The following is a 23,108-nucleotide window of genomic DNA, read 5'->3' on the forward strand; positions in this document are numbered from 1 at the left end:
TCAATCCTCGGAACTGTGAAGCAACAATGTCGTTACCGGGTATCGGCTTCGGACAGGAAATCAGTGTGCGCATCCATGGGAAGCTTTTCCCGCAGCTGCGTTGCCAAGGGCAAGAAATAGGGAATCAGTCGCGATTGGAGCCACCAGTCGCCTCGCGGCAGGCTGGTGAGTTGAGCCAGCAGGATGGCGACCGTGATCAGGGCGGTCGCTCGAAATGCGCCGAAGCCCATGCCCAGCAGGCGATCCATGCCGCTCAATCCCAGACGCCGCACGCTTTGCGACAGCAGGCGATTGAGGATACCGCCCAGTATGAGCACCAGCACGAAGACCACAACCCCGGCCAGGACCCGGCGCGCGGTCTCATGGGCGATCAACCAGGACAGATACGGCGCAGCTGGCTCAGAGCCCCAGTAGCCGGCAGCAGCGGCAGCAATCCAGGTGGCCAACGACACGCTCTCCTGAACCAAGCCGCGCAGAAAGGCCACACCCAGAGAGACCGCCAGGACCACCAGGATAAACGCATCGATCGGATTCAGCATCGCCACCTTTTCAGGGAATCGTACAGACCGCCATCACGGATTCGGCACGACCCGACCGTTCAAGCCCATGGATTGCTCGATGCGCGCGCGTAGCGCCTCGGCTTCCTCCCGCCGGGCCATATGGCCCACGCGAACCCGATACAACGTTCGCCCATTGAGTACCAGCGTGCTCACCTGGGCACCGTGTTGATGTTGTCGCAAGCGCGCCGCCAGACTCTGGGCATTTTGCAGATCTCCGAAACTGCCCACCTGGACGGACCATCCCGCACCCTTGGTGGCCGCCGGGGCGCGGCTCACGGACGGCGCCGAAGATGACGCCGCTCTGGGAATATCAGAAGCGCGCGGCGGTGCTGATCGGTTCGAGGCGGCGACCTCATCGGCCGGCCGTGCGGGTTCGACTGGTGCGGAGACCGGCTGGGCCGTATCGGTCACGGCCTCTGCCGTCCCATCCGGCTGCCGCTCGGCCGGCGCCAACCGGGCCAACTCAGGGGGCGCCCCCTCTGCAGGCCTGCTCCCTTCGGACGGAACCGTTTCACGCAACGGCGGCGGTGCGAGATCAATCGTTCGCATCTCGCGCTCCGGATCCTCCGCGGCCACGAAGGTGGTTTCCGCCCCTTCTTCGGGATTCTGATCCAGAATCCAGGGCAACAGCAGCATGGCGCCAAGCCACAATACCGCCGCCCCAGCCAACCGCCGCTTCAGGACCGGATCCATCATGATTCTCCCTGCCTGATCATGGACGCGCATCCACAACCGCCTATTATACGGGCGCGGGACTCGCAAGAGCCACGGTCAGGAACGAGCCGGTTACCACCACGCGATCCGTTGGCCCGCTGTCCGCCAGTGCCTGCGTACGCGCCTCTGACGGGGTCGCGAACTCAGTCACCGGTGCATGCGGCGCGAGCGCCCGTACCAGGGCCGCCAGCGCCACGGCCGTATTGCCCCGGGACCCGGGAAGGTCCGTCACATACCAGACATCGGTCTGGGGCCGCAGGGTTTCGATCATGGCTGAGGCGTCCTTGTCCTGGAGGACACCCAGAATCGTGCGCCGCGTTCCGGCAACGGGTATCGTGGCCAGGTGCGCCGCCAAGGCCGCTGTGCCGGCCGGATTGTGAGCAACGTCGTACCATTGCGTGACCGGACCGGCGCGACGTTCCAGCCGCCCGGGAAGTCGCGCGTGGGTCAACCCGTCGACCACCGAGCGCCGATCCGGCTGGAGTCCCGATGGCAGCAAGGCCAGCACGGCCAAGGCGCCTGCCGCATTTGCGTACTGATGTTCACCCGGTAAGGCCGGGGGCGGCAGATCGCTCCAGCAGACCGTGGCGCTGAGGAAATCCCAGCGACGGGCCTCGCGCCGCAAGACTCGATAATCTGAGCCTGCACACCATCGCGGTGAGCCCAGCCCATGCTGCAGCAGTCCGAGCGGTGGCTCCGGGTCGGTGCAGACCAGCGGCCGGGTCGCCCGGCTGATGCCGGCTTTTTCCCGACCGATGGCGTCTCGATTCGGGCCCAGCCAGTCCATATGGTCGAGCGCAATCGGCGTAATGAGCGCGACATCGGGATCCATCACGTTGACGGCATCCAGGCGCCCACCCAGGCCGACCTCGAGCAGCGCCACTTCGAGATCGGTGCGGGCGAATAGATCCAGCGCCGCCAGTGTGCCGAACTCGAAATAGCTCAGGCTGACTCCGTCGCGTGCCTGTTCGACCCGCTCGAACGCCGCGCACAGCGCCGCATCGTCTACTGGATGGCCATTCAGCCGGACCCGCTCGTTGTAGCGCCACAAATGGGGAGAGGTATAGCTCCCGACTCGCCGCCCCGCAGCCACGAGAATGGCCTCGAGAAAGGCTACGCTGGAGCCCTTGCCGTTGGTCCCGGCCACGGTAATGACCGAAGGCGCCGGTCGTGGCGCACCCATGGCCGCATAGACCGCCCGGATTCGCCCCAGTCCGAGGTCGATCTCGCGCGGATGCAGCTGTTCGAGATGCGCCAGCCATTGCGCCAGCGTGCGTGCCTCGGGAGTTGCGCTCACTCGGTTGGGGCGGCCGGCATCCCCATCAGGACGCGCAGTAGCGTAGCGAGGCGATCACGCATCTGACGCCGATCGAGGATGAAATCCACGGTACCGTGTTCGAGCAGAAACTCACTGCGCTGGAATCCTTCGGGCAGAGTCTGACCGACCGTCTGCTGAATCACACGCGGGCCCGCGAAACCGATCAGGGCGCGCGGTTCTGCCACATTGACATCCCCCAGCATGGCGAGCGACGCCGACACGCCGCCGGTAGTGGGATGGGTCAACACCGAGACATAGGGCAGTCGGGCAGCCGACAGCTCGGCCAGCGCAGCGCTGGTCTTGGCCATCTGCATCAAGGAAAACAGGTTTTCCTGCATGCGCGCCCCACCACTCGCGGAAAAACAGACCAGTGGCGCCCGGTCGGCGAGACTTTGGCGAACTGCGCGGGCGAATTTCTCGCCGACGACGGCGCCCATGGAGCCAGCCATGAACCGAAAATCGAAGGCAGCCGTGACGACCGGCAGATGCTTGAGCAGGCCTTTCATGACCAAAAGTGCGTCCTTTTCGCCGCTCGACTTCTGCGCCTGCGTCAAACGATCCTTGTATTTTTTACTGTCCCGAAATTTCAGGGCATCGACTGGCTCGATGCCGGCAAACAGTTCCACGGCCGAATCCGTGTCAAGGAACTGTGCCAGCCGGCGCCGCGGCTCGATGGGGCCATGATGTCCACACTTGGGGCAGACCTCCAGATTACGCTCGAGCTCGGGGCGATACAGCGTCGCCTCGCAAGCCTCGCAGCGATGCCATACGCCCTCGGGAACCGCGCGTTTCTGCTCTCCCTCGGTGCGAATGCGTGAGGGCATCAATTTGGTAAACCAGTTCATCGCTCATCCTCCAGGGCCGGCCGCGCCACCCCATCCATGGCCACACGCAAGGCCCGAACCTGGGCTTCAAGCTGATCCGGCAACGTCTCGGGTACACCGCCCGCGATCGTCTTGACCAGTGCACTGCCGACAACAACCGCATCGGCAATGGCCGCCATCTTCCCCGCCTGTTCGGGGCCCGAAATTCCGAAACCCACACCCACCGGGAGGCGCGTCAGGCCTCTCACGACGGCGAGACGATCGCCGACGGCGTCCATATCCAGGCTGGCCGCGCCCGTCACGCCCTTGAGTGATACGTAATAGACGAAGCCTTGTGCCTGATCACAGATCCAGGCCATGCGCCGGTCCGTCGTGGTCGGTGAAACCAGAAAAATGGGCGCCAACTGGGTCTCGCGCAGTGCCGGCAGCAATCCATCGCCTTCCTCGGGCGGCAGATCCACGGTCAATACGCCGTCCACGCCGGCACTTGCCGCGGCCTGGGCAAATGCATGGTAGCCCATGCGTTCGATGGGATTGAGGTAGCCCATGAGAACGACCGGCGTATGTGAATCTTTCTCGCGAAAGCGGCGCACGACATCGAGCACGCCCAGCAGCGTCATCCCCGAACGCAAGGCGCGATCGGCCGCCAGCTGAATGGCAACCCCATCGGCGACCGGATCGGAAAACGGCACGCCTAGTTCGATCACATCGGCGCCGCCGGCCACCAGGGCATGCATGAGTGCAACCGTGGTGTCGGCATCCGGATCGCCAGCCATGAGATAGGTGACCAGTGCCGCTCTACCCTGCTCGCGCAGGTCTGCAAAGCGGTGATCGATACGCAACGGCGCACGGCTCATAGCGCGATGCCCTCCCGCGCGGCGATGGTGGGAATGTCTTTGTCGCCTCGACCGGAGAGGTTGACGACGATGATCTGTTCGGGCGACATCCGCGCCGCGAGACGCTCGGCATACGCCAGCGCGTGCGAACTTTCCAGTGCGGGAATGATGCCTTCGGTACGCGTCAGTCGGTGGAAGGCTGCCAGCGCCTCTTCGTCATCGGCGTAGACATACTGTGCGCGCCCGCAATCCTTCAGCCAGCTGTGTTCCGGTCCGACGCCGGGATAATCAAGACCGGCGGAGATCGAATGCGCCTCCTGGATCTGGCCGTCCGCATTGTCGAGCAGATAGGTCCGGCTGCCGTGCAGCACGCCCGGCCGGCCCGCCGAGAGCGGTGCCGAGTGCTGTCCCGATTCCAGCCCATGGCCGGCCGCCTCGACACCGTAGAGCGCCACTTCTCGATCGTCCAGAAACGGATGAAACAGCCCCATGGCGTTGGAACCGCCGCCGACACAGGCGACCAGGGCGTCGGGTAGACGGCCTTCCAAGGCCAGCATCTGCTCACGGGTTTCACGGCCAATGATGCACTGGAAGTCGCGCACCATCATGGGATAGGGATGCGGTCCCGCGACCGAGCCGATGACATAGAAGGTATCGTCCACATGGGTGACCCAGTCGCGCATCGCCTCGTTCATGGCGTCCTTGAGCGTGCGGCTGCCGGACTCCACGGGCCGCACCTCGGCGCCCAAGAGCTTCATGCGATAGACGTTCGGCGCCTGGCGCTTGACATCCTCGGCACCCATGTAGACCACGCAGTCGAGCCCCAGCCGGGCCGCCACGGTCGCGGTCGCCACGCCATGCTGACCGGCGCCGGTTTCGGCGATGATGCGCCGCTTGCCCATGCGCTGGGCGAGCAGGATCTGGCCGACGGTGTTGTTCACCTTATGGGCCCCGGTATGGTTCAGATCCTCTCGTTTGAGGTAGATGCGGGCACCACCCACCTCGCCGGTCAAGCGTTCGGCCAGATACAGTGGCGAGGGTCGCCCCACGTAATGCGCCAGATCCACATCGAGTCGGCGGCGGAACTCGGCATCCAGCCCGATCTCGTGATAGGCCTCGGCCAGCGCCTCGAGCGCGGCCATCAAGGTCTCGGGGACGAAGCGCCCCCCATAGGGGCCGAAATGCCCCCGCGCGTCGGGAAGCGAATTTCCTGCACCATCAAGCTTCGGCATCGGCACGTCTGATCCTCTCCATAAATTCACGCATGCGCTGCGGATCCTTGATTCCGGGCGCGCACTCCACCCCGCTGCTCACATCCACTGCCCAAGGCCGTACCTGGCGAACGGCATCGGCGACATTCGTCGCGTCCAGTCCGCCCGCAAGAATCAGCGGCAACGGCCGCTCGGTAGGGATCTCCGCCCAGGCGAAACGAAGCCCCCGCCCCCCCGCCTCGCCGGGCGCATGGCTGTCCAGGAGCATCCCGCGCGCATGCGCATGGGAACGGGCTTGCGCCAGGACATCCGTCCCAGCACCGCCCATGCCCAATGCCTTGATGTAGGGCCGTTGGTGACGCTGGCAATCGGCCGGCGTCTCGACACCGTGAAATTGCAGCATATCCAGATCGATCTCGGCCAGCACGTCGTCGACAAAGGCCGGATCGGCATTCAGGAACAGGCCGACCACCGTCACGAAGGCCGGCACGCGATGGATCCACTGCGCCGCAGTCGTAGCCGCAAGATAGCGTGGGCTTTTCGGGTAAAACACCAACCCGATGGCATCCACCCCCAACTCCGCTGCCTGCAGGGCATCGTCGAGACGGGTAATGCCACAGATCTTGACCCGTGTACGGATCGCCACCTGGCCTCCCAAAAGTGGTGAGCTTACCAAATGCGCCGCCAAACCGGGACCGGCCCCGCTGCGCTGCCCATGCGCCTCGTCGGCCAGCCCACCAATCATGCGCGAATCTTCTGCCTTACGGACGCCTGATTCGGCGCGGCCAGAGGTAATCGATGCGCGCGGCCTCGATCCAGTTCTGGTACAACCCCTGCAGGGCAGCATCGCCGGTCGACTCGAGAGGAAGCGGCGCCCCGATCTCCAGGTGCGGGCGGCCGCCCTCGCGCCGGCATCCCACGGGGAGGACTATGGCGCCGGTCCATTGCGCCAGGCGCGCGATGCGTTCCGCGGCCGGCGCCGACTGGGGACTCTGATCCAGGGGATAATCCGCCAGGATCAGCACTGTCCCGCCGCGCTGCAATGCTCGGACAATGGCTTTGGGGTTACCGCCGTCGATCAGACAGCCGCCCGTCCGCTGGGCCAGACGCGCTACGGGACGACGAAACGCCGGATGCCGGAACAGACGCGCGACCAACTGGACCGGCACCCGTTCGGCCAGTGCACGCACCCCGGCGGGCAGATCGATGAAATGACCGGCGATCAGGATCACGGCGACGCCTTGACGCTGATACTGCACCAACTGTGGCCAACCGGTCACCGACGCCTTGTCGAGGATGCGCGCCGGTCTGCCCCACAGCGCCTCTACGAGACCGAACACCCCGGCCGCACGGCGATACAGATGGGCCTGCAGCAGGCGCGTGACATCGTGTCGCGCCAATGCGGGAAGTGCTTCGACCAACGTTTCGTGTATCACAGGATGGCGCGCTTCGGCGCTCTGCAGTACCGCGTTCAGCAGCCGGCTTCCGCCCCGCTGGGCCATCTCGGGCAAGCGGGCCAGCGCCCAACCGAGGCCGTCGATTGCCGCGGCGGTTACCGATTTCGGTGACCGCGCGCGATCCGCTGTATTGCGCTCAAGCAGGAAGGGGCGCCACATGCAGCGATTCAAGCGCCTGCTCGACCACCGGCCAGCCTGCCCCCGATCGACAACCGTTTTCACTCAGGTGTCGACGAAACGCTCGCGCGCCCGGCATTCCGTTGAACAGCCCCAGCAAAGGCCGCGTCAGCGCGCTGAGCGGCGTGCCGGCGCGTAGCGCTTCCTGGGCATACACGCCATAGGCCTCGATCACCGCGTGACGGCTCGGCGCCGGCCGCGGATCGCCGTAGAACATGGCGTCTACGCCGGCCAGGCAATACGGGCTGCCATAGACGGCCCGTCCCAGCATCACCCCGTCAAGGCCGGCACCCGCCGTGCGTGCGCTTTCGAGGTCAGTCAATCCGCCATTCAGGATGATTTCCAGATGGGGCATTGCCGATTTGAGATGATGAACCCGTTCGTACTGCAGCGGCGGTACCGTACGGTTTTCATGCGGGCTCAAACCCTTGAGCCATGCCTTGCGCGCATGGAGGATAAAGGTGCGGCAACCGGCGCTGGCCACGGTTTCGACGAAATGATGCAAATGAGCGTCATGATCGAGCTCGTCGATGCCGAGCCGGGTCTTGACCGTTACCGGGATGGTGACCGCCGCGGCCATGGCGGCCACGCACTCGGCCACCAGCGCCGGTTCGGCCATCAGGCAGGCGCCGAACCGTCCGCCCTGAACGCGATCGCTGGGACAACCCACGTTCAGATTAATTTCATCGTAGCCATAGTCCTCGGCTAGCCGCGCACATTGCGCCAATGCCGTCGGGTCACTGCCGCCGAGCTGAAGCGCCAAAGGATGCTGAATGGCGCTATAGCGCAGCCAGCGCTCAGGCTGCCCGCGCAACAGCGCAGGCGTGGTGATCATTTCGGTATACAACCACGCATGGCGGCTGATCAGCCGCATGAGATGACGCGCATGGCGATCGGTACAATCGAGCATGGGCGCTACACAGAACCGGCGGGTGCGAAGCAGACTCATTCGGCGATTTTATCAGGCCTGCAACCGGGCCGCGCGGGAACCTCGGGGGACGGTTATCGGTCTTTTGGACCCAAGCCGGTCGCCACAGGAAGCCAGACATCATGCAATTCAAAGACTACTACCGGATCCTGGGCGTCTCGCGCGAGGCAAGCGCCGACACCATCAAGGCAGCCTATCGTCGCCTGGCGCGGAAATATCACCCCGATGTCAGCCGCGAAACCGACGCCGAGTCCCGCTTCAAGGAAATCAACGAGGCCTACGAAGCGCTCAAGGATCCGGAAAAACGCGCAGTCTACGATCGGATCGCCACAGGCCATCATGCGGGCGAGCCCTTTCGTGCGCCGCCGGGATGGGACAGCGGACCCGGTTCCGCCCATGCGTCGAACGGCTTCAGCGATTTTTTCGATGCGCTGTTCCGGGGGTCACGGCAACGCGGCGGCGTCAAAGGGCAGCGCGGCGGCGACCAAGTCGCTGCCGTAACACTGACCCTCGAGGAAGCCTTCCGGGGTGGTTCCCGACAAGTGTCCATCACCGGTCCGCGCGGATTGCGCACTCTGAACGTCCAGATCCCGCCTGGGGTCACGCCCGGACAGCGGATCCGTCTTGCCGGACAGGGAGAAGTCGGCCTTTCCGGCGGGCCGGCCGGCGACCTTTACCTGACGGTGGAAATCGCCCATCACCGGTGGTTTCGACTGGATGGGCGGGATGTCTACCTCGACATTCCCCTCGCCCCTTGGGAGGCCGCGCTCGGGACGATGATCACCGTCCCGACACTGGGCGGTCCCGTGCAGGTGTCGATCACGCCCGGGAGTCAGAATGGTCAGCGCTTGCGTCTCAAGGGGCGCGGCTTTTCCGGCACGCCGACAGGCGATCAGTATCTGACGCTCAAAATTCACATTCCGCCGCTGTACTCGGAACGTGAAAAAGCCCTCTACGAAGAACTAGCCCGGGCAGCGACGGTGGACATCCGCAAGGATTGGCCGGTCTGAGCCGGCGCTGTCAACGGCCTGGTGAATCCAGAGCGGGTCCGAGCGCAGGCAAGGACCGGCTCACGCACCAATGAGCTGCGCTTCGATGTCCTGACGCAGCGTTGCATCCTCGGGCGGGGTCTGGGGCGCATACCGCGCTACCACGCCACCGGATGCATCGACAAGGAATTTCTCGAAATTCCAGCGGATGGGGCCGGGATGGCCCTGCTCCGGTGCGGTCAGCCATGCATACAGGGGATGGGCGCCGGCGCCGTTCACTTCAAGCTTCGCGCTCAGCGGAAAACTGACCCCGTAGTGCGTCTCGCAGAATGACCGGATCGCTTCGGCATCGCCCGGTTCCTGATCCATGAACTGGTTGCAGGGGCATCCGAGCACCACCAGCCCTCGATCCCGGTATTCCCGATACAGCGCTTCGAGCCCGGCATACTGAGGCGTCAACCCACAACGGCTGGCCACGTTCACGATCAACACGGGCTGCCCGTGAAAACGCGACAGCGGCAGCGCTTCGCCTTCCAGGCTCTGCACTGCAAACTGGTGAAATTCGTCCATGGCCATTCCTCCGTTGGTTTTCGGTGCCGGCGCGGCACCCCGCCCGCCTCAGGCCGTCGCCTGCACGTCCGGCAGTCGCGCCGGCAATGCCCCCTTCAACTTGAATCGCAGTTCCCGCAGCAGCTTCTCGGTAGTTTCCCAATCAATGCAGGCATCGGTGACCGACACCCCGTAGGTCATGCGGCTGCGATCGGCAAGAATCTTCTGGTTTCCCCACCCGATGTTGCTCTCCAGCATCAGTCCCACAATCGACTGATTGCCTTCCAGGATCTGATTGGCGACGTTTTCGGCCACGAGCGTCTGCAATGCCGGATCTTTGTTGGAATTGGCGTGGCTGCAATCGATGACGATATTCTCAGGGAGCTTCGCCTCGCGCAACGCGCGTTCGCACAGGGCCACACTGACCGAATCGTAGTTTGGCTGGTGTCCACCCCGCAGCACGACATGGCCGTAGGGATTGCCGCGCGTGCGGATGATGGCGCTTTTGCCGTCGCGGTCGATGCCCAGAAAACTATGGGGACTGGAGACCGAATGCAGGGCGTTGATGGCCACGGTCAGACTGCCGTCAGTGCCGTTCTTGAACCCGACGGGCGTCGACAGGCCGCTGGCCATCTCGCGGTGGGTCTGCGATTCGGTGGTGCGTGCCCCGATGGCCGTCCAGGTGATCAGATCCGAGAGATACTGCGGGACGATCGGATCCAGCGCTTCGGTGCCCGATGGCAGGCCCATTTCCGCCAGATCGACCAACAGCCGGCGCGCGATGTGCAGGCCGTCCTCGATGTGGAAGGAATCGTCCAGATGCGGATCGTTGATCAGACCCTTCCAGCCCGTGGTGGTGCGCGGCTTTTCGAAATACACGCGCATCACGATGAGCAGGGTATCGCTCACCTCGCTGGCGAGCGCCAGCAAGCGGCGCGCATAGTCATGCGCCGCATCAACATCGTGGACCGAACACGGACCGATGACCACCAGCAACCGATGATCCTTGCGATCCAGGATCTGTCGGACGCTGCGGCGGCCCTCGAGCACCGTGCGCTCACCCGTCGCGCTCAGCGGGATCTCGGCCTTCAGCTGCCCTGGCGTGATGAGTACATCCTGCGCCACGACGTTGACATTGTTCAGCAATTCATCAGACATCCGATAACCCATTCATTAAAGGTCTTTGCCCGGAAAGGCACCTTTCACATGCCGATCGGTCCAACTGCCACACCGGGGTCATCATGCTCGTCCCGAGTAGGATAAACTCGTGCGACCCCTCATCATTGCGGCAGTCATGACCGAACAACATCACCTCAAACTGTTAACGTACAACATCCAGGTCGGTATCGAAACCAGTCGGTATCGCCATTATCTCACCCGCGCCTGGCGTTACGCCCTGCCGTTCCGCTCGCGGCGGGAGAACCTGAACCGTATCGCCCAGATCCTTGCACCCTATGACCTGGTTGCGCTACAGGAAACCGATGCCGGCAGCCTGCGCAGCAACTACGTCGACCAGGTCGCCTATCTGGCAGACCAGGCGGACTTCCCATTCTGGCATACGCGCATCAACCGCCGTCTCGGTCCCTGGGCACAGCACAGCATGGGCCTGCTCAGCCGCTACCGTCCGACCGAGGTGCGTGAAGTCAGCCTGCCCAGCCGGATCCCGGGCCGGGGTGCGCTGATCGCCCGCTTCGGCGAGGAGGCCGACGGGTTGTTGGTCGTGGTCGCCCACCTTTCGCTCGACCGGCGCACCCAGGCCCATCAGCTCGCCTTCCTTGGGAGTCTGATCGGCGACCAAACCCACGCCATCCTGATGGGCGACCTCAACTGTAGTTGGGATGCCATCCGCGCGCATGGTGCGCTCGCGGGATTGCGTGGCGCGCCCCATCCGCTGCCGAGCTACCCGAGCTGGCGGCCGACCCGCAGTCTGGATCACATTCTGGTCACGCCCAGCCTGGATATTCAGCACACCCAGGTCGTGAGCCATGTCACCTCGGACCATCTGCCGTTGGCCATGCATGTCGCGCTTCCGCGCGATCTGCGTCTGGCCGACGATCCGGCAGTCTGACCCGCACGAAGCAACGTGGTGGATCTCAGGGCCTACATCCGCCAGATCCCCGATTTCCCCCGGCCGGGGATCGTGTTCTACGACCTTGCGCCGCTCCTCGCCAGCCCGGATGCCTGGCCTGTTGCGCTCGGCCGCCTCACCCGAGGCGTGCTCGCCCATGCGCCGGACGTTTTGGTCGGGATCGAATCGCGCGGCTTCCTGCTCGCCGCACCCTTGGCGCTGAAGCTGGGTTGCGGATTCGTCATGGCACGCAAGCCGGGCAAGCTGCCCGGACCGTGCCTCGGTCATGACTACGCCCTCGAATATGGCAAGGACCGCCTTGAGATTCAGCAGGGTCTGCTTGCGCCGGGACAGCGCGTGCTCGTGGTCGACGATGTGCTGGCTACCGGCGGGACGCTCGCCGCTGCCTGCGCATTGGTGCGCCAGAGTGGCGCCCAGGTGGTGGCGGCAGCCACCCTGATCGAACTCGGTTTTCTGGCCGGACGCCAGCGCCTCGCGGTGCCCTATATCCACGTCATTGGCTACGACTAAGGGGCCATACCGGATGCCCCGCAGCGGCGACTCCGCTCAAACGCCGTAATAAGCCCGGTACCAGGCGACGAAGCGGGTGATGCCCTCGCTCACCGGCGTGGACGGCTTGTAGCCGGTATCGCGCTGTAAGGGCGTGCAGTCCGCCCAGGTGTCAGGCACGTCCCCGGGCTGCATGGGCTGCAGGTCAAGGCGCGCCGATCGCCCCAGCGCGGCTTCCAGGGTGCGGATGTAGGTGATGAGATCGACCGGCTGGCCGTTGCCGATGTTGTAGAGACGATACGGCGCGCTGCTGGCCGCAGGGTCGGGACGCGCCGGATCGAATGCGGCATCGGACTGCGCCGGACGGTCGAGCACGCGCACGATGCCCTCGACCACATCGTCGATATAGGTGAAATCGCGCTTGTGGTGCCCGTGATTGAACACGGGAATGGCTTCACCAGCCAGAATGGCACGGGTGAAGCTGAACAGCGCCATGTCTGGCCGTCCCCAAGGCCCGTAGACGGTGAAAAATCGCAGGCCGGTGGTCGGAATACCGTACAAATGACTGTAGGCATGTGCCATGACCTCGTTGGCCTTCTTGGTCGCCCCATAGAGCGCGAGCGGGTGATCGGCCGCCGCCTCGGCTCGGAACGGCATGGCGGTGTTGCTGCCGTAGACCGAGCTGCTGGACGCATAAACCAGATGCACCACACCACGCACCCGGCAACCTTCCAGGATGTGTAGGAACCCCGTCAGATTGCTCTCCGCGTAGGCATGTGGATGGGTCAGGGAATAGCGCACGCCGGCCTGCGCCGCCAGATGCACCACCCGGTCGATCGACTCGTCTCGGAACAGCGCCTCCATCCCGGCGCGGTCGGCCAGGTCGAGCCTCTGAAACGTGAAACCTGGCCGTTCCCGGAGCTGCGCCAGGCGCGCCTCCTTGAGGCTGACCTCGTAGTAGTCGTTGACGTTGTCCAGCCCGATGACCGTCTCGCCACGCGCCAGCAGGCGCTCGGCCAGATGAAAACCGATGAAACCGGCCGCGCCGGTAACCAGAATCGCCATTTACAGATCCTTAGCTGAGTGGACGGCTGTCACAGGCCGGCGTTGTTGCGAGCAAAGACCCGCTCGGCGCGGTAGCTCGAACGCACCAACGGCCCGGCGACCACCTCGAGGAATCCCATCTCCAGACCCCAAGCCCGGTAGCGCGCGAAATCCTCGGGTGGCACATAGCGCTCGACCGGCAGGTGGTTGGCCGTGGGGCGCAGGTACTGGCCGAAGGTAACGATGTCCACATCGGCTGCCCGGGCATCGGCGAGCGTCTGCTCGATTTCGGCATCCGTTTCGCCCAGGCCCAACATCAGGCTGGTTTTGGTCAGCACCTCGGGCGCCGCGGCCTTGGCCATTTGCAAGACATCGAGCGTCTGCTCATACCCCGCCCGCGGATCGCGGACCGGATGCGTCAATCGGCGCACGGTTTCGAGGTTCTGGGCGTACACCTGAAGACCCGAAGTGGCCACTGCCGCTACGGCCGCCTGCCGTCCCCCGAAATCGGGGGTAAGCGCCTCGACGGCGGTCTCCGGACTGGCGGCGCGGATCGCGTGCACGCAGGCGGCATAGTGCGCCGCGCCCCCATCGGACAGATCGTCACGATCGACCGAGGTCAGGACGACATACTTGAGCCCCATGAGCCGGACCGCCTCGGCAGCATGGGCCGGCTCGTCCGCATCCAGGCGTCCCTGCGGATTACCCGTCGATACTGCGCAGAACCGGCAGGCACGAGTACACACGGCCCCCAGGATCATCAGCGTGGCCGTGCCGTGACTCCAGCATTCGGCGAGGTTGGGGCACAGCGATTCCTCACACACCGTCGCCAGACGGTTTTCGCGCACGATCTGCCGCACCTCGACATAGCGCCCGGCTCCGGGCACCGACACCCGCAACCACGGGGGTTTCTCCCCTCGAGCTACAGGGGTTCCGTTTCGTTGCACCTTGACGCCGTGCTTGATGGCGGTGACCCCATCCTGGGAGAACTTCTCACCGCTACGCACGGAAGCTTTGGCCGGAGGGGGGACTTCAGGCATGGAATGCTTCCTCGGAATATGCTTTGGCCGCGTCCAATGATATCAGGCCGAGGCTTGGCAAGCGGGTGACCCGCATCTCATAATGCCAAGCCTTGTCCGGTTGATAACGTCTTTATTCCAAAAATCTTATAACCTTACTTCGCGCCAAATACCCGTCGAGGAGCCTTCGGAATGGATTGGGCTGCGTGGATGACGCTTGCCATCGTTGCCGGCATGGTCGGAACGCTGATTTTTTCGCGCCTGGCTGCCGATGCGGTTTTCCTGGGGGCGGTTACCGTGCTGATGATCTCCGGCATCATTACGCCCAAGGAAGCCTTTTCCGGTTTCGGAAACGAAGGTCTGATCACCGTTGGCGTACTGTGCGTCGTGGCCGTGGCGCTCGAGGAAACCGGCGGCATCCACTGGCTGGTGCAGAACGTTCTCCGCAAACCCTTCTCGTTTCGCCATGCCCTCTGGCGCACTATGGCGCCGACTGCCGTATTCAGCGCATTTTTGAACAACACCCCCCAAGTCTCCATGATGATTCCGGCGATCAACAGCTGGGCCAAGAAGTTCAACCTGCCGGCATCCAAGCTGCTGCTTCCCATGAACTACGCCACCATCCTCGGCGGAACCTGCGCGCTGATCGGAACCAGCACGAATCTGGTGATCTCGAGCATGCTCATTGGTGAGAACATCCACCTCAGCTTGTTCAGCATCGCGCCGGTCGGCATTCCGGTCGCCATCGTTGGCATCCTTTTCCTGCTGTTCTTTACGGACCGCTTGCTGCCGGATCGACGCCCCACCATCAGCCAGCTTGCCGATCCACGCGAATACAGCGTTGAAATGCTGGTCGAAGCAGCTGGCCCGCTCGTGGGACAGACCATCGAGCAGGCGGGACTCCGTCATCTGCCCGGGCTTTATCTTGCGGAGATCGACCGCACCGGCCAGATTTTAGCGGCCGTCTCACCGCAGGAAACGCTTCAGGCCGGCGACCGGCTTCTGTTCGTCGGTATCGTCGATTCGGTGGTCGAACTTCAGAAGATCCATGGGCTGGTTCCCGCCACAGAACAGGTGTTCAAACTCGACGGCCCCCGATCGGGCCGTTGCCTGGTCGAGGCCGTTGTCTCGGGTCAGGGGCCGCTTTCCGGCAAGAGCATCCGCGATATCGGTTTTCGACGCCGCTACAATGCGGTCGTCATTGCCGTCGCGCGCAGTGGCCAGCGTCTTGATCAGAAAATCGGGGACATCGAACTCGAACGCGGTGATACCTTGCTGCTGGAGGCACGCCCCAATTTCTTCGAGGAGCATCGCAACTCGCGGCATTTTCTGCTGGTGCGGCGCATCGAGGATTCAAGCCCCCCGCGACACGACCACGCCCGCCGCGCGATCCTCATCATGCTCGGCATGGTCCTAACCGCGGCGTTCGGCATCTTCAGCATGCTGGAAGCCGCCTTGTTGGCAGCAGGCCTGATGATCGCGACCGGTTGCGTCAGCCCTGAGACCGCCCGTCGCAGCATCGATTGGCCAACCCTCATCGTGATTGGTGCCTCTTTTGGTCTGAGCGCCGCGCTGGAGAAAACCGGGGCCGCACGCGCCGTGACTGAAACATTGCTGACCTTGACCGGACCGGGGCCGATCAGCAACCTTGTGATGATTTATGTCGTGACGGCAGTGATGACCAATATCATCACCAACAATGCCGCCGCAGCGCTGATGTTCCCATTTGCCGTCAGCGTGGCGAACAACCTCGAGGTGAGTCTGCTACCTTTCGGCATCGCGATCATGATGGGCGCTTCGGCCGCATACGCCACGCCCATGGGCTACCAGACGAATTTGATGGTGATGGGCCCGGGGGGCTACCGGTTCATCGACTACTTGCGGCTGGGTCTCCCGCTGACATTCATCACGTCAATCGTTACGCTCTTGTTGATTCCCCAGATTTGGTCCTTCTGACCCAGCCATTGTAGGTTCTGCTCACTTTTCCTGTAGTCATCTGACAAGCGAGTAATCATGTCTGAACTCATCTCTCCACACGGCGGTGTTCTCAAACAACTCTATCTCGACGGTGACTCGCGCCAGAGAATGCGGGATCAGGCGCGCACCTACCCGGGCTGGCACCTGACGCCTCGTCAGCTGTGCGACCTGGAATTGCTGCTCAACGGCGGCTTCTCTCCGCTTGAAGGCTTCATGGGGCAGGCCGATTACGCGGCGGTACTCGCCGACATGCGACTTGCCGACGGAACCTTGTGGCCCATGCCGATCACTTTGGATGTCGATGCGACCTTCGCCGACAAGCTCTCGATCGGCGACTGGATCGGGCTGCACGACCCCGAGGGCGTACTGATCGCCGTGATGCGTGTCGACGAGCGCTGGCAGCCGGACTTCGGCGCCGAGGGCGAAGCCATCTTCGGGACACGCGATGAGGCCCATCCCGGTGTTGCGTATCTGCTGCACCGCAGTCATCCGGTCTATATCGGCGGTCCGGTTCATGGCCTGGATGCACCAACCCATTATGACTTCAAAAGCCGCCGCCACACCCCGGCCGAATTGCGCGCGCTGTTCGACAAGCTGGGCTGGCGCCGCATCGTGGCGTTCCAGACGCGCAATCCCATGCATCGCGCGCACCAGGAACTGACCATCCGCGCCGCACGTGAAGCCGAGGCCAATCTCCTCATCCAGCCCGTGGTCGGCATGACCAAACCAGGCGACATCGACTATTACACCCGGGTGCGCTGCTATGAGCAGTTGCTCAAACGCTACCCGGAGCAGACCACCCAGCTCAGCCTGTTGCCGCTGGCGATGCGCATGGGCGGCCCGCGCGAGGCGCTGTGGCACGCCATCATCCGCAAGAACCACGGCTGTACGCATTTCATCGTGGGCCGGGATCATGCCGGCCCCGGCAAGGACAGCCAGGGGCGCGATTTCTACGGCCCTTATGACGCCCAGGAACTCGTGGCACAACACGAAGCGGAATTGGGTATCACCATGGTTCCGTTCCAGGAAATGGTTTACGTCGAGAATCGTGCTCAGTACGCACCCGGCAACGAGGTTCAGCCCGGGGAAACGGTACTCAACATCTCCGGCACAGAATTCCGCCGCCGACTTCGCGAAGGCGCCGATATCCCCGAATGGTTCTCCTATCCGGAGGTCGTTGCCGAACTCAAACGCAGCTACCCGCCTCGCCAGCAACAAGGCTTCACCGTGTTCTTCACCGGCCTGTCGGGTTCCGGAAAATCCACCATCGCCAATGCGCTCATGGTCAAACTCATGGAAATGGGCGGCCGGCCGGTCACCCTGCTGGATGGCGACCTGGTACGCAAGCACCTGTCCAGCGAGTTGGGATTCTCCAAGGAGCATCGCAACCTCAACATCCTGCGCATCGGCTATGTCGCCGCGGAAATCACCAAGCACCGCGGCATCGCGGTATGCGCGCCCATCGCCCCCTATCGAGAAACGCGGCGTCAGGTGCGCGAGATGGTGCAGGCGGGCGGTGGCTTCATCGAAGTGCATGTCGCCACGCCCCTCGAGGTGTGCGAAGCGCGTGACCGCAAGGGACTCTATGCCAAGGCGCGTGCCGGGCTGATTCCCGAGTTCACCGGCATTTCCGATCCCTATGAAGTGCCGGAACAACCGGAGCTGGTGATCGATACCCGGGATTGCTCGGCCGATGAGGCCGCACAGCGCGTGCTGCTGAAGCTGGAGAGCCTGGGGTACATCGGCTGATCGTCTGGCGCAGATCGTGCTTCGAATAACGCGGTTGTGAAGGAGAAAACCGCATGGGTCTCGAATTTCATTGCGTGGATGCATTCACCGATACACCCTATCAAGGAGCACCGATCCTGGTCTTCCCGCAAGCCGACGGGCTGGTGGAAGCGCAAATGCGCCGCATCGCCCGCGAATTCGGCTATTCGGACACCGTCTTCCTGCAAACCGCGGACCGCGTGAACCAATGGCACATGCATCTTTTCGGTTCACGCGGAACCCCCCAGCCGTTCGCTGGCCATCCGCTGGTAGCCGCCGGAGCGACCCTGATTCATTCCGGCACGCTCCCGGCCGTTGACGGCGAAACCGCCTTCAAGTTCCGCTTGCCAATCGGCGAGGTGGATCTTCAGGTTCGCTGTGAATCCGGCAAGGTGATGCACAGCGCCTTCCGGATGGACTGCGATCTGGCGGTGGACGCTTACGTTCCCAGCACTGCGGATATCGCCGCCATCCTGAGTCTTCCTGACGGCGATTTTATCGGCATGTCGGGGCATGTTCCCCTGAACCTGATGGGACCGATGTCCTGTTTCATCGTTCCCCTGAATGACACGGCGACACTCCGACAGGCATCGTTCGATCGCGCGGCATGGGCGCGGTCAAGTGCCACCGCGACACTGCCGCCACAGCTGCTCGCCATCGCGCCTGCCGGCATGCAGGCCGATGGAACGCTGCGCCTCGAGGCCCGCCTGTTCGGGCTTGATATCAGTGCACAGGAAGATCCACCCATCGGTTCGGCAATGCCTGCCCTGGCGAGCTTCATGGCGCTCTCGGAGCCAGCCGACCCGCTGCGCTTCGTGGCAATACGCGGCTCCGGGCACGGCCGCCTCAGCACGCTCGAGGTCGAAGCCCGCCGCAGCGGGCAGACGGTCATGGAAGTCCGTGTCGGCGGCGCTGTCACCCCCATCGCGCAAGGGCAGGTGATGATCGACTGAGCGCTTCACCGATCGTGCGCGTTCAGTGCACAAGGGTTATGATACACGCGGACCGTGTGTTCCGGCTCGGAAACTTCTTGATCATCCGAAGATAACCCCATGAAAATCCCTGAGATCCTTATCATCGAATCTGCCCATAAACCTGGCAGTCTGGGAAAAATCCTCACGGTCATCGGCGAAGCCGGCATCGTGGTGGAGCATCTCAACGCCCTTCGCCGCGATCAGGACCAGACCATCTGGGAAATCACCCTGGAAATGGATCCGGAAACGGATCATGGGGTGATCGACAAGCTCAACGAGCTGCCGAATGCCAAGATCATCGGTCGATCCGACCGCATCATGGATCGCCATCGAGATGGCAAGATTCGGATGACGTCGCGCTTACCGCTTTCCTCCATCCAGCAGCTGCGCGACATCTATACCCCTGGCGTGGCACGGGTGTCGCTGGCCATCCAGAAAGACCCGACCTTGCAGTGGGAATACACGGCGCTCAGACACACGGTGGCCATCGTCACCAACGGCACGGCCGTACTCGGCTTGGGCGATGTCGGCGTTGCGGCCGCCTTGCCCGTGATGGAGGGGAAATCGGCGCTATTCGCCAAGTTGATCGGCATCAGCGGCATCCCTATCCTGATCGACGAGAAAGATCCGGATCGGCTCATCGACACCATCTGTGCCATCGCGCCCTCCTTTGGTGCGATCCAGCTCGAGGACATCGCTGCGCCATTGTGCTTCGAGGTGGAAGAAGGGCTGAAAGCCCGTCTCGATCGGCCCGTCATGCATGATGATCAACATGGAACGGCTGTGGTGACCTTGGCCGCATTGATCAACGCGGCCGCCCGCGTGGATGTCGATCTGCGCGACAGTGTCGTCGGTCAGATCGGACTCGGCGCCGCAGGGATCGGGATCGCCCGCTTGCTGCGCAGTTATGGCGTCAAACGCGTGCTGGGGACCGATCTGCGGGATTATGCGGTGGAACGTCTGGAGCGTTCCGGCGGCGAAGGACGCAGTCTCGAGGCCCTGATGGCGGAGGCCGACATCGTGGTGGCCACCACGGGCGTTCCTGGCCTCATCAAGCCCGAATTCGTGCGCCCGGGCCAGATCATCCTGGCGTTGTCCAATCCGGATCCTGAAATCTCGCCCCGCAAAGCCTTGCAGCATGGCGCAATCTTCGCGGCCGACGGTGGCAGCGTGAACAATGCACTCGGTTTTCCGGGCCTGTTCCGTGGCGCCCTCGATGCCTGCGCAACGCGTTTTACCGACGAGATGCTGTTTGCTGCAGCCCATACGCTGGCCAGCTTGGCTCCCGCCGATGCGCTGGTCCCCTATGTCCTGGATCCGGAGGTGCATGCCAAGGTTGCAGAGGCCGTCCGGGAGGCGGCGCTGGGACCAGCATCCCGGGGAACCATGCATCTCAGCATCTGATTAATCAGTTATAACCCGGTCGGCCGCACAGACAAAAGGCATAGATCCCACTCTGCGCGCGGCCGGCCTGTTGCCCCGCTGTTTTCAGCCAGCCTTGCACGATCGGTCCCAGCTCCGGCGGAAGCACAGCCACAAGCCCCCGCGTCAATACGCTGACCCCTTGCATACGGCCCAGAATGTATTCACTCAGCGTGAGATCAGGTTCCAGATAGCGAGTCTGGTATTGCCCGGCAAGATTGGCGAGTTCCGCCGCTGCCGTCACCGCCTCGTCGATTTCGCCGAACCCGTCGACCAGCTGAAGTCTGACGGCATCCGATCCGCTCCAGACGCGCCCTTCGGCCAGCGTGGCGACCGTTTCCACCGGCAAATCGCGCGCATCTGCGACCCGCAGCAGGAAATCTTGGTACGTGCGCTCGACCATGGCCTGGATCGCCTGTCCCACTGCTGGATTGAGCTTGCGATCAGCGCGCAGCGCGCCGGCTAAGGCAGTGGTTCCCACGCCATCGACATGCACACCCAGCTTGGCCAGTGTGTCTTGATAGGTCGGCAAGATGCCGAACACACCAATCGAGCCCGTTAGTGTCGCCGGCGACGCCAGTATGCGATCGGCCGCCGTCGCGATCCAGTATCCGCCTGAAGCCGCCACGCTCCCCATCGATACCACCACGGGCTTCCCGCTCTGACGGGTCAGATCCAGTTCACGGCGAATGACCTCGGAAGCAAAGGCGCTACCGCCTGGGCTATCGATGCGGACCACCACCGCTTTGACCGCATCATCCAGTCGCGCCTGACGAATCTGATCGGCAAATGCATCACCGCTCACGGTGCCCGGCGCTGCATCACCCTCGACAATGGCCCCAGACGCCACCAGGATTGCCACCGTGGGTTTTCCGCGATGGCTCGGTGGCTGCTCCCCAACGGCGAGCAGATAGGCGTTTTGATCAATGCTCTTGAACCCATCGAACTCATCGGGATCTGCAGTCCGACGCACGCGACCGATGAACTCATCGCGATGACTTAGCGCATCGACCAGCTTTTCCTGCAACGCCAACTGGGCACCGTCACCGGCGGTCTGGACCAATCGTTCGGCGAGCTGATCGGCATAGGACTGGATCGCATCGGGATTGACAGAGCGAGCGCTGGCAACGGCTTGTTTATAGACCGCCCACAGGTCTTCCAGCCAGACACGGTTGGCTTCCCGCGCGGACTCGGACATGTCGTTGCGGATGAACGGCTCGACCGCCGACTTGAATTCGCCCACCCTGAACACATTGACATCCAGGCCGATTTTATCGATCAGATCCCGGAAGTAGAACGGGTAGGTCGAAAACCCCTCGATTCCCACCTGTCCCATGGGGTGCATGTGGATCTCGCTGGCTTGGGCAGCCAGCAGGTATGCCGATTGCGTGTACTGATCGGCGTAGGCGTACACCGGCTTTCCGGAGGTCTTGAATCGCTGCAGGGCATCGGCGATCTGGACCAGCTTGGACAGCTCGCCCCCCTCGAAGTGGCTGAAATCCAGCACCACCGTTTTGATACGGAGATCATCAGCCGCCTGATTCAATGCGCGCAGCAGATCTCGCACACGGGTTTCGCGGACCGGCGCGCCGAGCGCCTCGTCGACTGCCTTCTGAAAGGGGTCCTGCTGGGACTGTTCTACCAGCACGCCTTGCAGCTTCAGAACCAATGCCGCGTTGTTCGGGACTTGAATCGCCAGATCGGTGCGGAGCAGCACGACAACGACCAGTACAAACCCCACAAACATCAGCCGCGACAACCAGCGCCGCAGACCATCGATGATCCATCCGGCACGACGGACAACACGGCGGATCAAGGAAGGGTTCTGATTCATCTAGCTACCTCGGTGGACACCTGCAAGTCGACATCATAATGCAGCATCATGCGGACTTGCATGAGTCATCCCGATCCGCATATCGACGAGCGAACCCGGGACGCAAGATTGCCTTGCCTATATGGCGAAGCACCCACTTCCCCCATGATAGGCCTGACGGTCGCGGGAACGGTCAGTGGCTCCCATACCAGGTGGTATCGGGCGCTGATGGCAACGCTGGAGCGAACACACGCCCGCAAACCGGGCACGATTCACCAGCCAACGCCCTCCCCCCTCAATCCGGGCGCCAACATCATCGCCAGCGTCCCTGGGGTCGGGAGGTCGCCGCGAGTACGGACCTTCGGTTCGACCGGCCGCGCTAGCGGCAACGACCGAAACGAAGTCGGATCAGCGGCGCCCTGCGAACGTGACCGGTGCAATGGCCCAAGCATCAATACGGCGTACCGTCCTTGTGGGCAAAGCACCATTGACCGTCCAGCCATGCGGCGACGAGATCATCGTCCGGGTAGCTGACCCGATCTCCTGGCGTGCGATCGCCCACCTCCAGATACACCACGTCGCTATCGCCGCGATTGATGAGCTGGTGAGCATCATCGCTACCGGCTGCAAAGCCCGCGCACATGCCTGGCTGCAGCAGCGTTTCTCCGGCATTAGTCATCAGGGTCGGCGTCCCTTGCAGCACATAGATGAACTCGTCCTGGACTGCGTGCGCATGCCGCAGTGCCGAGATCGCACCCGGGGCCAGCCGAGTGAGATTGATCCCAAAGCGGGAAAGGCCGAACACGTCACCGAGCGGACGCTTTTCGCGGCCGGTCAGTTGGCTTGCGTAGCGCGCAATCACGGCGGCTGGGTATACCGACGGACGCTGGCGCGGCAAACATGCGGCGGCCTCCACGGCAATGGGTGATTGATCGGGATGCATGCCTGCTC

22 protein-coding genes are annotated in these 23,108 nt (G+C 63.4%); 7 read left to right on the forward strand and 15 right to left on the reverse strand.

The window, feature by feature from the left end; translation table 11 throughout:
- Positions 1 to 32: 32 nt before the first annotated feature.
- From E4680_RS09295 to dusA, 9 genes are all read right to left on the reverse strand, one after another.
- The gene (locus E4680_RS09295) at positions 33 to 539 is read right to left on the reverse strand and encodes a CvpA family protein (RefSeq protein WP_135282128.1); all 507 of its coding nucleotides are present in this window, start codon (positions 537 to 539) and stop codon (positions 33 to 35) included.
- A 33-nt stretch (positions 540 to 572) separates the two neighbouring features.
- Positions 573 to 1,253: an SPOR domain-containing protein gene (locus E4680_RS09300; RefSeq protein ID WP_167792463.1), complete on the reverse strand. Its 681-nt coding sequence runs from the start codon at positions 1,251 to 1,253 to the stop codon at positions 573 to 575.
- A 46-nt stretch (positions 1,254 to 1,299) separates the two neighbouring features.
- Positions 1,300 to 2,571 carry a bifunctional tetrahydrofolate synthase/dihydrofolate synthase gene (gene folC / locus E4680_RS09305; RefSeq protein ID WP_135282130.1) on the reverse strand — a complete coding sequence of 424 codons (1,272 nt, stop codon included), beginning with the start codon at positions 2,569 to 2,571 and terminating at the stop codon, positions 1,300 to 1,302.
- Entirely contained in the window at positions 2,568 to 3,437 is an 870-nt protein-coding gene (accD, locus tag E4680_RS09310; RefSeq protein ID WP_135282131.1) for an acetyl-CoA carboxylase, carboxyltransferase subunit beta, read from the reverse strand. The genes folC and accD overlap by 4 nt, the downstream gene beginning before the upstream one ends.
- Positions 3,434 to 4,273: a tryptophan synthase subunit alpha gene (gene trpA / locus E4680_RS09315; RefSeq protein WP_135282132.1), complete on the reverse strand. Its 840-nt coding sequence runs from the start codon at positions 4,271 to 4,273 to the stop codon at positions 3,434 to 3,436. Before trpA ends, accD begins: the two co-directional genes overlap by 4 nt.
- On the reverse strand, positions 4,270 to 5,484 hold the full coding sequence (gene trpB, locus E4680_RS09320) for a tryptophan synthase subunit beta (RefSeq protein WP_135282133.1): 1,215 nt from the start codon (positions 5,482 to 5,484) through the stop codon (positions 4,270 to 4,272). The genes trpA and trpB overlap by 4 nt, the downstream gene beginning before the upstream one ends.
- Positions 5,471 to 6,103, reverse strand: coding sequence for a phosphoribosylanthranilate isomerase (locus E4680_RS09325; protein WP_135282171.1), 633 nt, complete (start codon positions 6,101 to 6,103; stop codon positions 5,471 to 5,473). Before E4680_RS09325 ends, trpB begins: the two co-directional genes overlap by 14 nt.
- 121 nt (positions 6,104 to 6,224) lie before the next feature.
- Complete coding sequence (locus E4680_RS09330) at positions 6,225 to 7,079, reverse strand: LpxL/LpxP family acyltransferase (RefSeq protein ID WP_135282134.1); 855 nt, start codon at positions 7,077 to 7,079, stop codon at positions 6,225 to 6,227.
- On the reverse strand, positions 7,057 to 8,046 hold the full coding sequence (dusA, locus tag E4680_RS09335) for a tRNA dihydrouridine(20/20a) synthase DusA (RefSeq protein WP_135282135.1): 990 nt from the start codon (positions 8,044 to 8,046) through the stop codon (positions 7,057 to 7,059). Before dusA ends, E4680_RS09330 begins: the two co-directional genes overlap by 23 nt.
- Positions 8,047 to 8,147: 101 nt before the next feature.
- Between dusA and E4680_RS09340 the strand changes: the two genes are divergently transcribed.
- Positions 8,148 to 9,035 carry a DnaJ C-terminal domain-containing protein gene (locus tag E4680_RS09340; protein ID WP_135282136.1) on the forward strand — a complete coding sequence of 296 codons (888 nt, stop codon included), beginning with the start codon at positions 8,148 to 8,150 and terminating at the stop codon, positions 9,033 to 9,035.
- Between the two features lie 60 nt (positions 9,036 to 9,095).
- Here E4680_RS09340 and E4680_RS09345 read toward each other — a convergent pair whose 3' ends face one another.
- Both E4680_RS09345 and E4680_RS09350 read right to left on the reverse strand, forming a co-directional pair.
- On the reverse strand, positions 9,096 to 9,584 hold the full coding sequence (locus E4680_RS09345; protein WP_135282137.1) for a glutathione peroxidase: 489 nt from the start codon (positions 9,582 to 9,584) through the stop codon (positions 9,096 to 9,098).
- Between the two features lie 48 nt (positions 9,585 to 9,632).
- On the reverse strand, positions 9,633 to 10,721 hold the full coding sequence (locus E4680_RS09350; protein ID WP_135282138.1) for a 3-deoxy-7-phosphoheptulonate synthase: 1,089 nt from the start codon (positions 10,719 to 10,721) through the stop codon (positions 9,633 to 9,635).
- Between the two features lie 109 nt (positions 10,722 to 10,830).
- Between E4680_RS09350 and E4680_RS09355 the strand changes: the two genes are divergently transcribed.
- Together E4680_RS09355 and E4680_RS09360 are read left to right on the forward strand one after the other, a co-directional pair.
- Positions 10,831 to 11,631: an endonuclease/exonuclease/phosphatase family protein gene (locus E4680_RS09355; RefSeq protein ID WP_240696169.1), complete on the forward strand. Its 801-nt coding sequence runs from the start codon at positions 10,831 to 10,833 to the stop codon at positions 11,629 to 11,631.
- Between the two features lie 15 nt (positions 11,632 to 11,646).
- Complete coding sequence (locus E4680_RS09360) at positions 11,647 to 12,162, forward strand: adenine phosphoribosyltransferase (RefSeq protein WP_205688874.1); 516 nt, start codon at positions 11,647 to 11,649, stop codon at positions 12,160 to 12,162.
- 36 nt (positions 12,163 to 12,198) lie between these two features.
- Here E4680_RS09360 and E4680_RS09365 read toward each other — a convergent pair whose 3' ends face one another.
- Together E4680_RS09365 and lipA are read right to left on the reverse strand one after the other, a co-directional pair.
- Positions 12,199 to 13,206 (reverse strand): NAD-dependent epimerase, encoded by a 1,008-nt coding sequence (locus E4680_RS09365; protein WP_135282139.1) that lies wholly within the window; start codon positions 13,204 to 13,206, stop codon positions 12,199 to 12,201.
- 29 nt (positions 13,207 to 13,235) lie between these two features.
- Positions 13,236 to 14,225 carry a lipoyl synthase gene (lipA, locus tag E4680_RS09370; protein WP_135282140.1) on the reverse strand — a complete coding sequence of 330 codons (990 nt, stop codon included), beginning with the start codon at positions 14,223 to 14,225 and terminating at the stop codon, positions 13,236 to 13,238.
- Between the two features lie 171 nt (positions 14,226 to 14,396).
- Between lipA and E4680_RS09375 the strand changes: the two genes are divergently transcribed.
- The 4 genes from E4680_RS09375 to E4680_RS09390 all read left to right on the forward strand — a co-directional run bounded on the left by E4680_RS09375 (position 14,397) and on the right by E4680_RS09390 (position 20,326).
- The gene (locus E4680_RS09375; protein ID WP_135282141.1) at positions 14,397 to 16,160 is read left to right on the forward strand and encodes an SLC13 family permease; all 1,764 of its coding nucleotides are present in this window, start codon (positions 14,397 to 14,399) and stop codon (positions 16,158 to 16,160) included.
- Between the two features lie 57 nt (positions 16,161 to 16,217).
- Positions 16,218 to 17,930: a bifunctional sulfate adenylyltransferase/adenylylsulfate kinase gene (locus tag E4680_RS09380; protein ID WP_135282142.1), complete on the forward strand. Its 1,713-nt coding sequence runs from the start codon at positions 16,218 to 16,220 to the stop codon at positions 17,928 to 17,930.
- Between the two features lie 53 nt (positions 17,931 to 17,983).
- On the forward strand, positions 17,984 to 18,901 hold the full coding sequence (locus E4680_RS09385) for a PhzF family phenazine biosynthesis protein (protein ID WP_135282143.1): 918 nt from the start codon (positions 17,984 to 17,986) through the stop codon (positions 18,899 to 18,901).
- Positions 18,902 to 19,000: 99 nt separating this feature from the next.
- The gene (locus E4680_RS09390) at positions 19,001 to 20,326 is read left to right on the forward strand and encodes a malic enzyme-like NAD(P)-binding protein (protein WP_135282144.1); all 1,326 of its coding nucleotides are present in this window, start codon (positions 19,001 to 19,003) and stop codon (positions 20,324 to 20,326) included.
- A gap of 4 nt (positions 20,327 to 20,330) precedes the next feature.
- Here the strand turns inward: E4680_RS09390 and sppA are convergent, their stop codons facing one another.
- Together sppA and E4680_RS09400 are read right to left on the reverse strand one after the other, a co-directional pair.
- Positions 20,331 to 22,178, reverse strand: coding sequence for a signal peptide peptidase SppA (gene sppA, locus E4680_RS09395; RefSeq protein ID WP_135282145.1), 1,848 nt, complete (start codon positions 22,176 to 22,178; stop codon positions 20,331 to 20,333).
- Positions 22,179 to 22,608: 430 nt separating this feature from the next.
- Entirely contained in the window at positions 22,609 to 23,100 is a 492-nt protein-coding gene (locus E4680_RS09400; RefSeq protein ID WP_135282146.1) for a cupin domain-containing protein, read from the reverse strand.
- Positions 23,101 to 23,108: the final 8 nt, after the last annotated feature.

Origin of the sequence: Candidatus Macondimonas diazotrophica (assembly GCF_004684205.1) — a bacterium.
Lineage (GTDB): Bacteria > Pseudomonadota > Gammaproteobacteria > UBA5335 > UBA5335 > Macondimonas > Macondimonas diazotrophica.

Excerpts from the sequence above, each read along its gene's own strand:
- E4680_RS09295 (WP_135282128.1), bottom strand. The coding sequence starts at position 539 with ATGCTGAATCCGATCGATGCGTTTATCCTGGTGGTCCTGGCGGTCTCT.
- E4680_RS09300 (WP_167792463.1), bottom strand. The coding sequence starts at position 1,253 with ATGGATCCGGTCCTGAAGCGGCGGTTGGCTGGGGCGGCGGTATTGTGG.
- accD (WP_135282131.1), bottom strand. The coding sequence starts at position 3,437 with ATGAACTGGTTTACCAAATTGATGCCCTCACGCATTCGCACCGAGGGA.
- trpA (WP_135282132.1), bottom strand. The coding sequence starts at position 4,273 with ATGAGCCGTGCGCCGTTGCGTATCGATCACCGCTTTGCAGACCTGCGC.
- trpB (WP_135282133.1), bottom strand. The coding sequence starts at position 5,484 with ATGCCGAAGCTTGATGGTGCAGGAAATTCGCTTCCCGACGCGCGGGGG.
- E4680_RS09330 (WP_135282134.1), bottom strand. The coding sequence starts at position 7,079 with ATGTGGCGCCCCTTCCTGCTTGAGCGCAATACAGCGGATCGCGCGCGG.
- dusA (WP_135282135.1), bottom strand. The coding sequence starts at position 8,046 with ATGAGTCTGCTTCGCACCCGCCGGTTCTGTGTAGCGCCCATGCTCGAT.
- E4680_RS09340 (WP_135282136.1), top strand. The coding sequence starts at position 8,148 with ATGCAATTCAAAGACTACTACCGGATCCTGGGCGTCTCGCGCGAGGCA.
- E4680_RS09345 (WP_135282137.1), bottom strand. The coding sequence starts at position 9,584 with ATGGACGAATTTCACCAGTTTGCAGTGCAGAGCCTGGAAGGCGAAGCG.
- E4680_RS09350 (WP_135282138.1), bottom strand. The coding sequence starts at position 10,721 with ATGTCTGATGAATTGCTGAACAATGTCAACGTCGTGGCGCAGGATGTA.
- E4680_RS09365 (WP_135282139.1), bottom strand. The coding sequence starts at position 13,206 with ATGGCGATTCTGGTTACCGGCGCGGCCGGTTTCATCGGTTTTCATCTG.
- lipA (WP_135282140.1), bottom strand. The coding sequence starts at position 14,225 with ATGCCTGAAGTCCCCCCTCCGGCCAAAGCTTCCGTGCGTAGCGGTGAG.
- E4680_RS09375 (WP_135282141.1), top strand. The coding sequence starts at position 14,397 with ATGGATTGGGCTGCGTGGATGACGCTTGCCATCGTTGCCGGCATGGTC.
- E4680_RS09380 (WP_135282142.1), top strand. The coding sequence starts at position 16,218 with ATGTCTGAACTCATCTCTCCACACGGCGGTGTTCTCAAACAACTCTAT.
- E4680_RS09385 (WP_135282143.1), top strand. The coding sequence starts at position 17,984 with ATGGGTCTCGAATTTCATTGCGTGGATGCATTCACCGATACACCCTAT.
- E4680_RS09390 (WP_135282144.1), top strand. The coding sequence starts at position 19,001 with ATGAAAATCCCTGAGATCCTTATCATCGAATCTGCCCATAAACCTGGC.
- sppA (WP_135282145.1), bottom strand. The coding sequence starts at position 22,178 with ATGAATCAGAACCCTTCCTTGATCCGCCGTGTTGTCCGTCGTGCCGGA.
- E4680_RS09400 (WP_135282146.1), bottom strand. The coding sequence starts at position 23,100 with ATGCATCCCGATCAATCACCCATTGCCGTGGAGGCCGCCGCATGTTTG.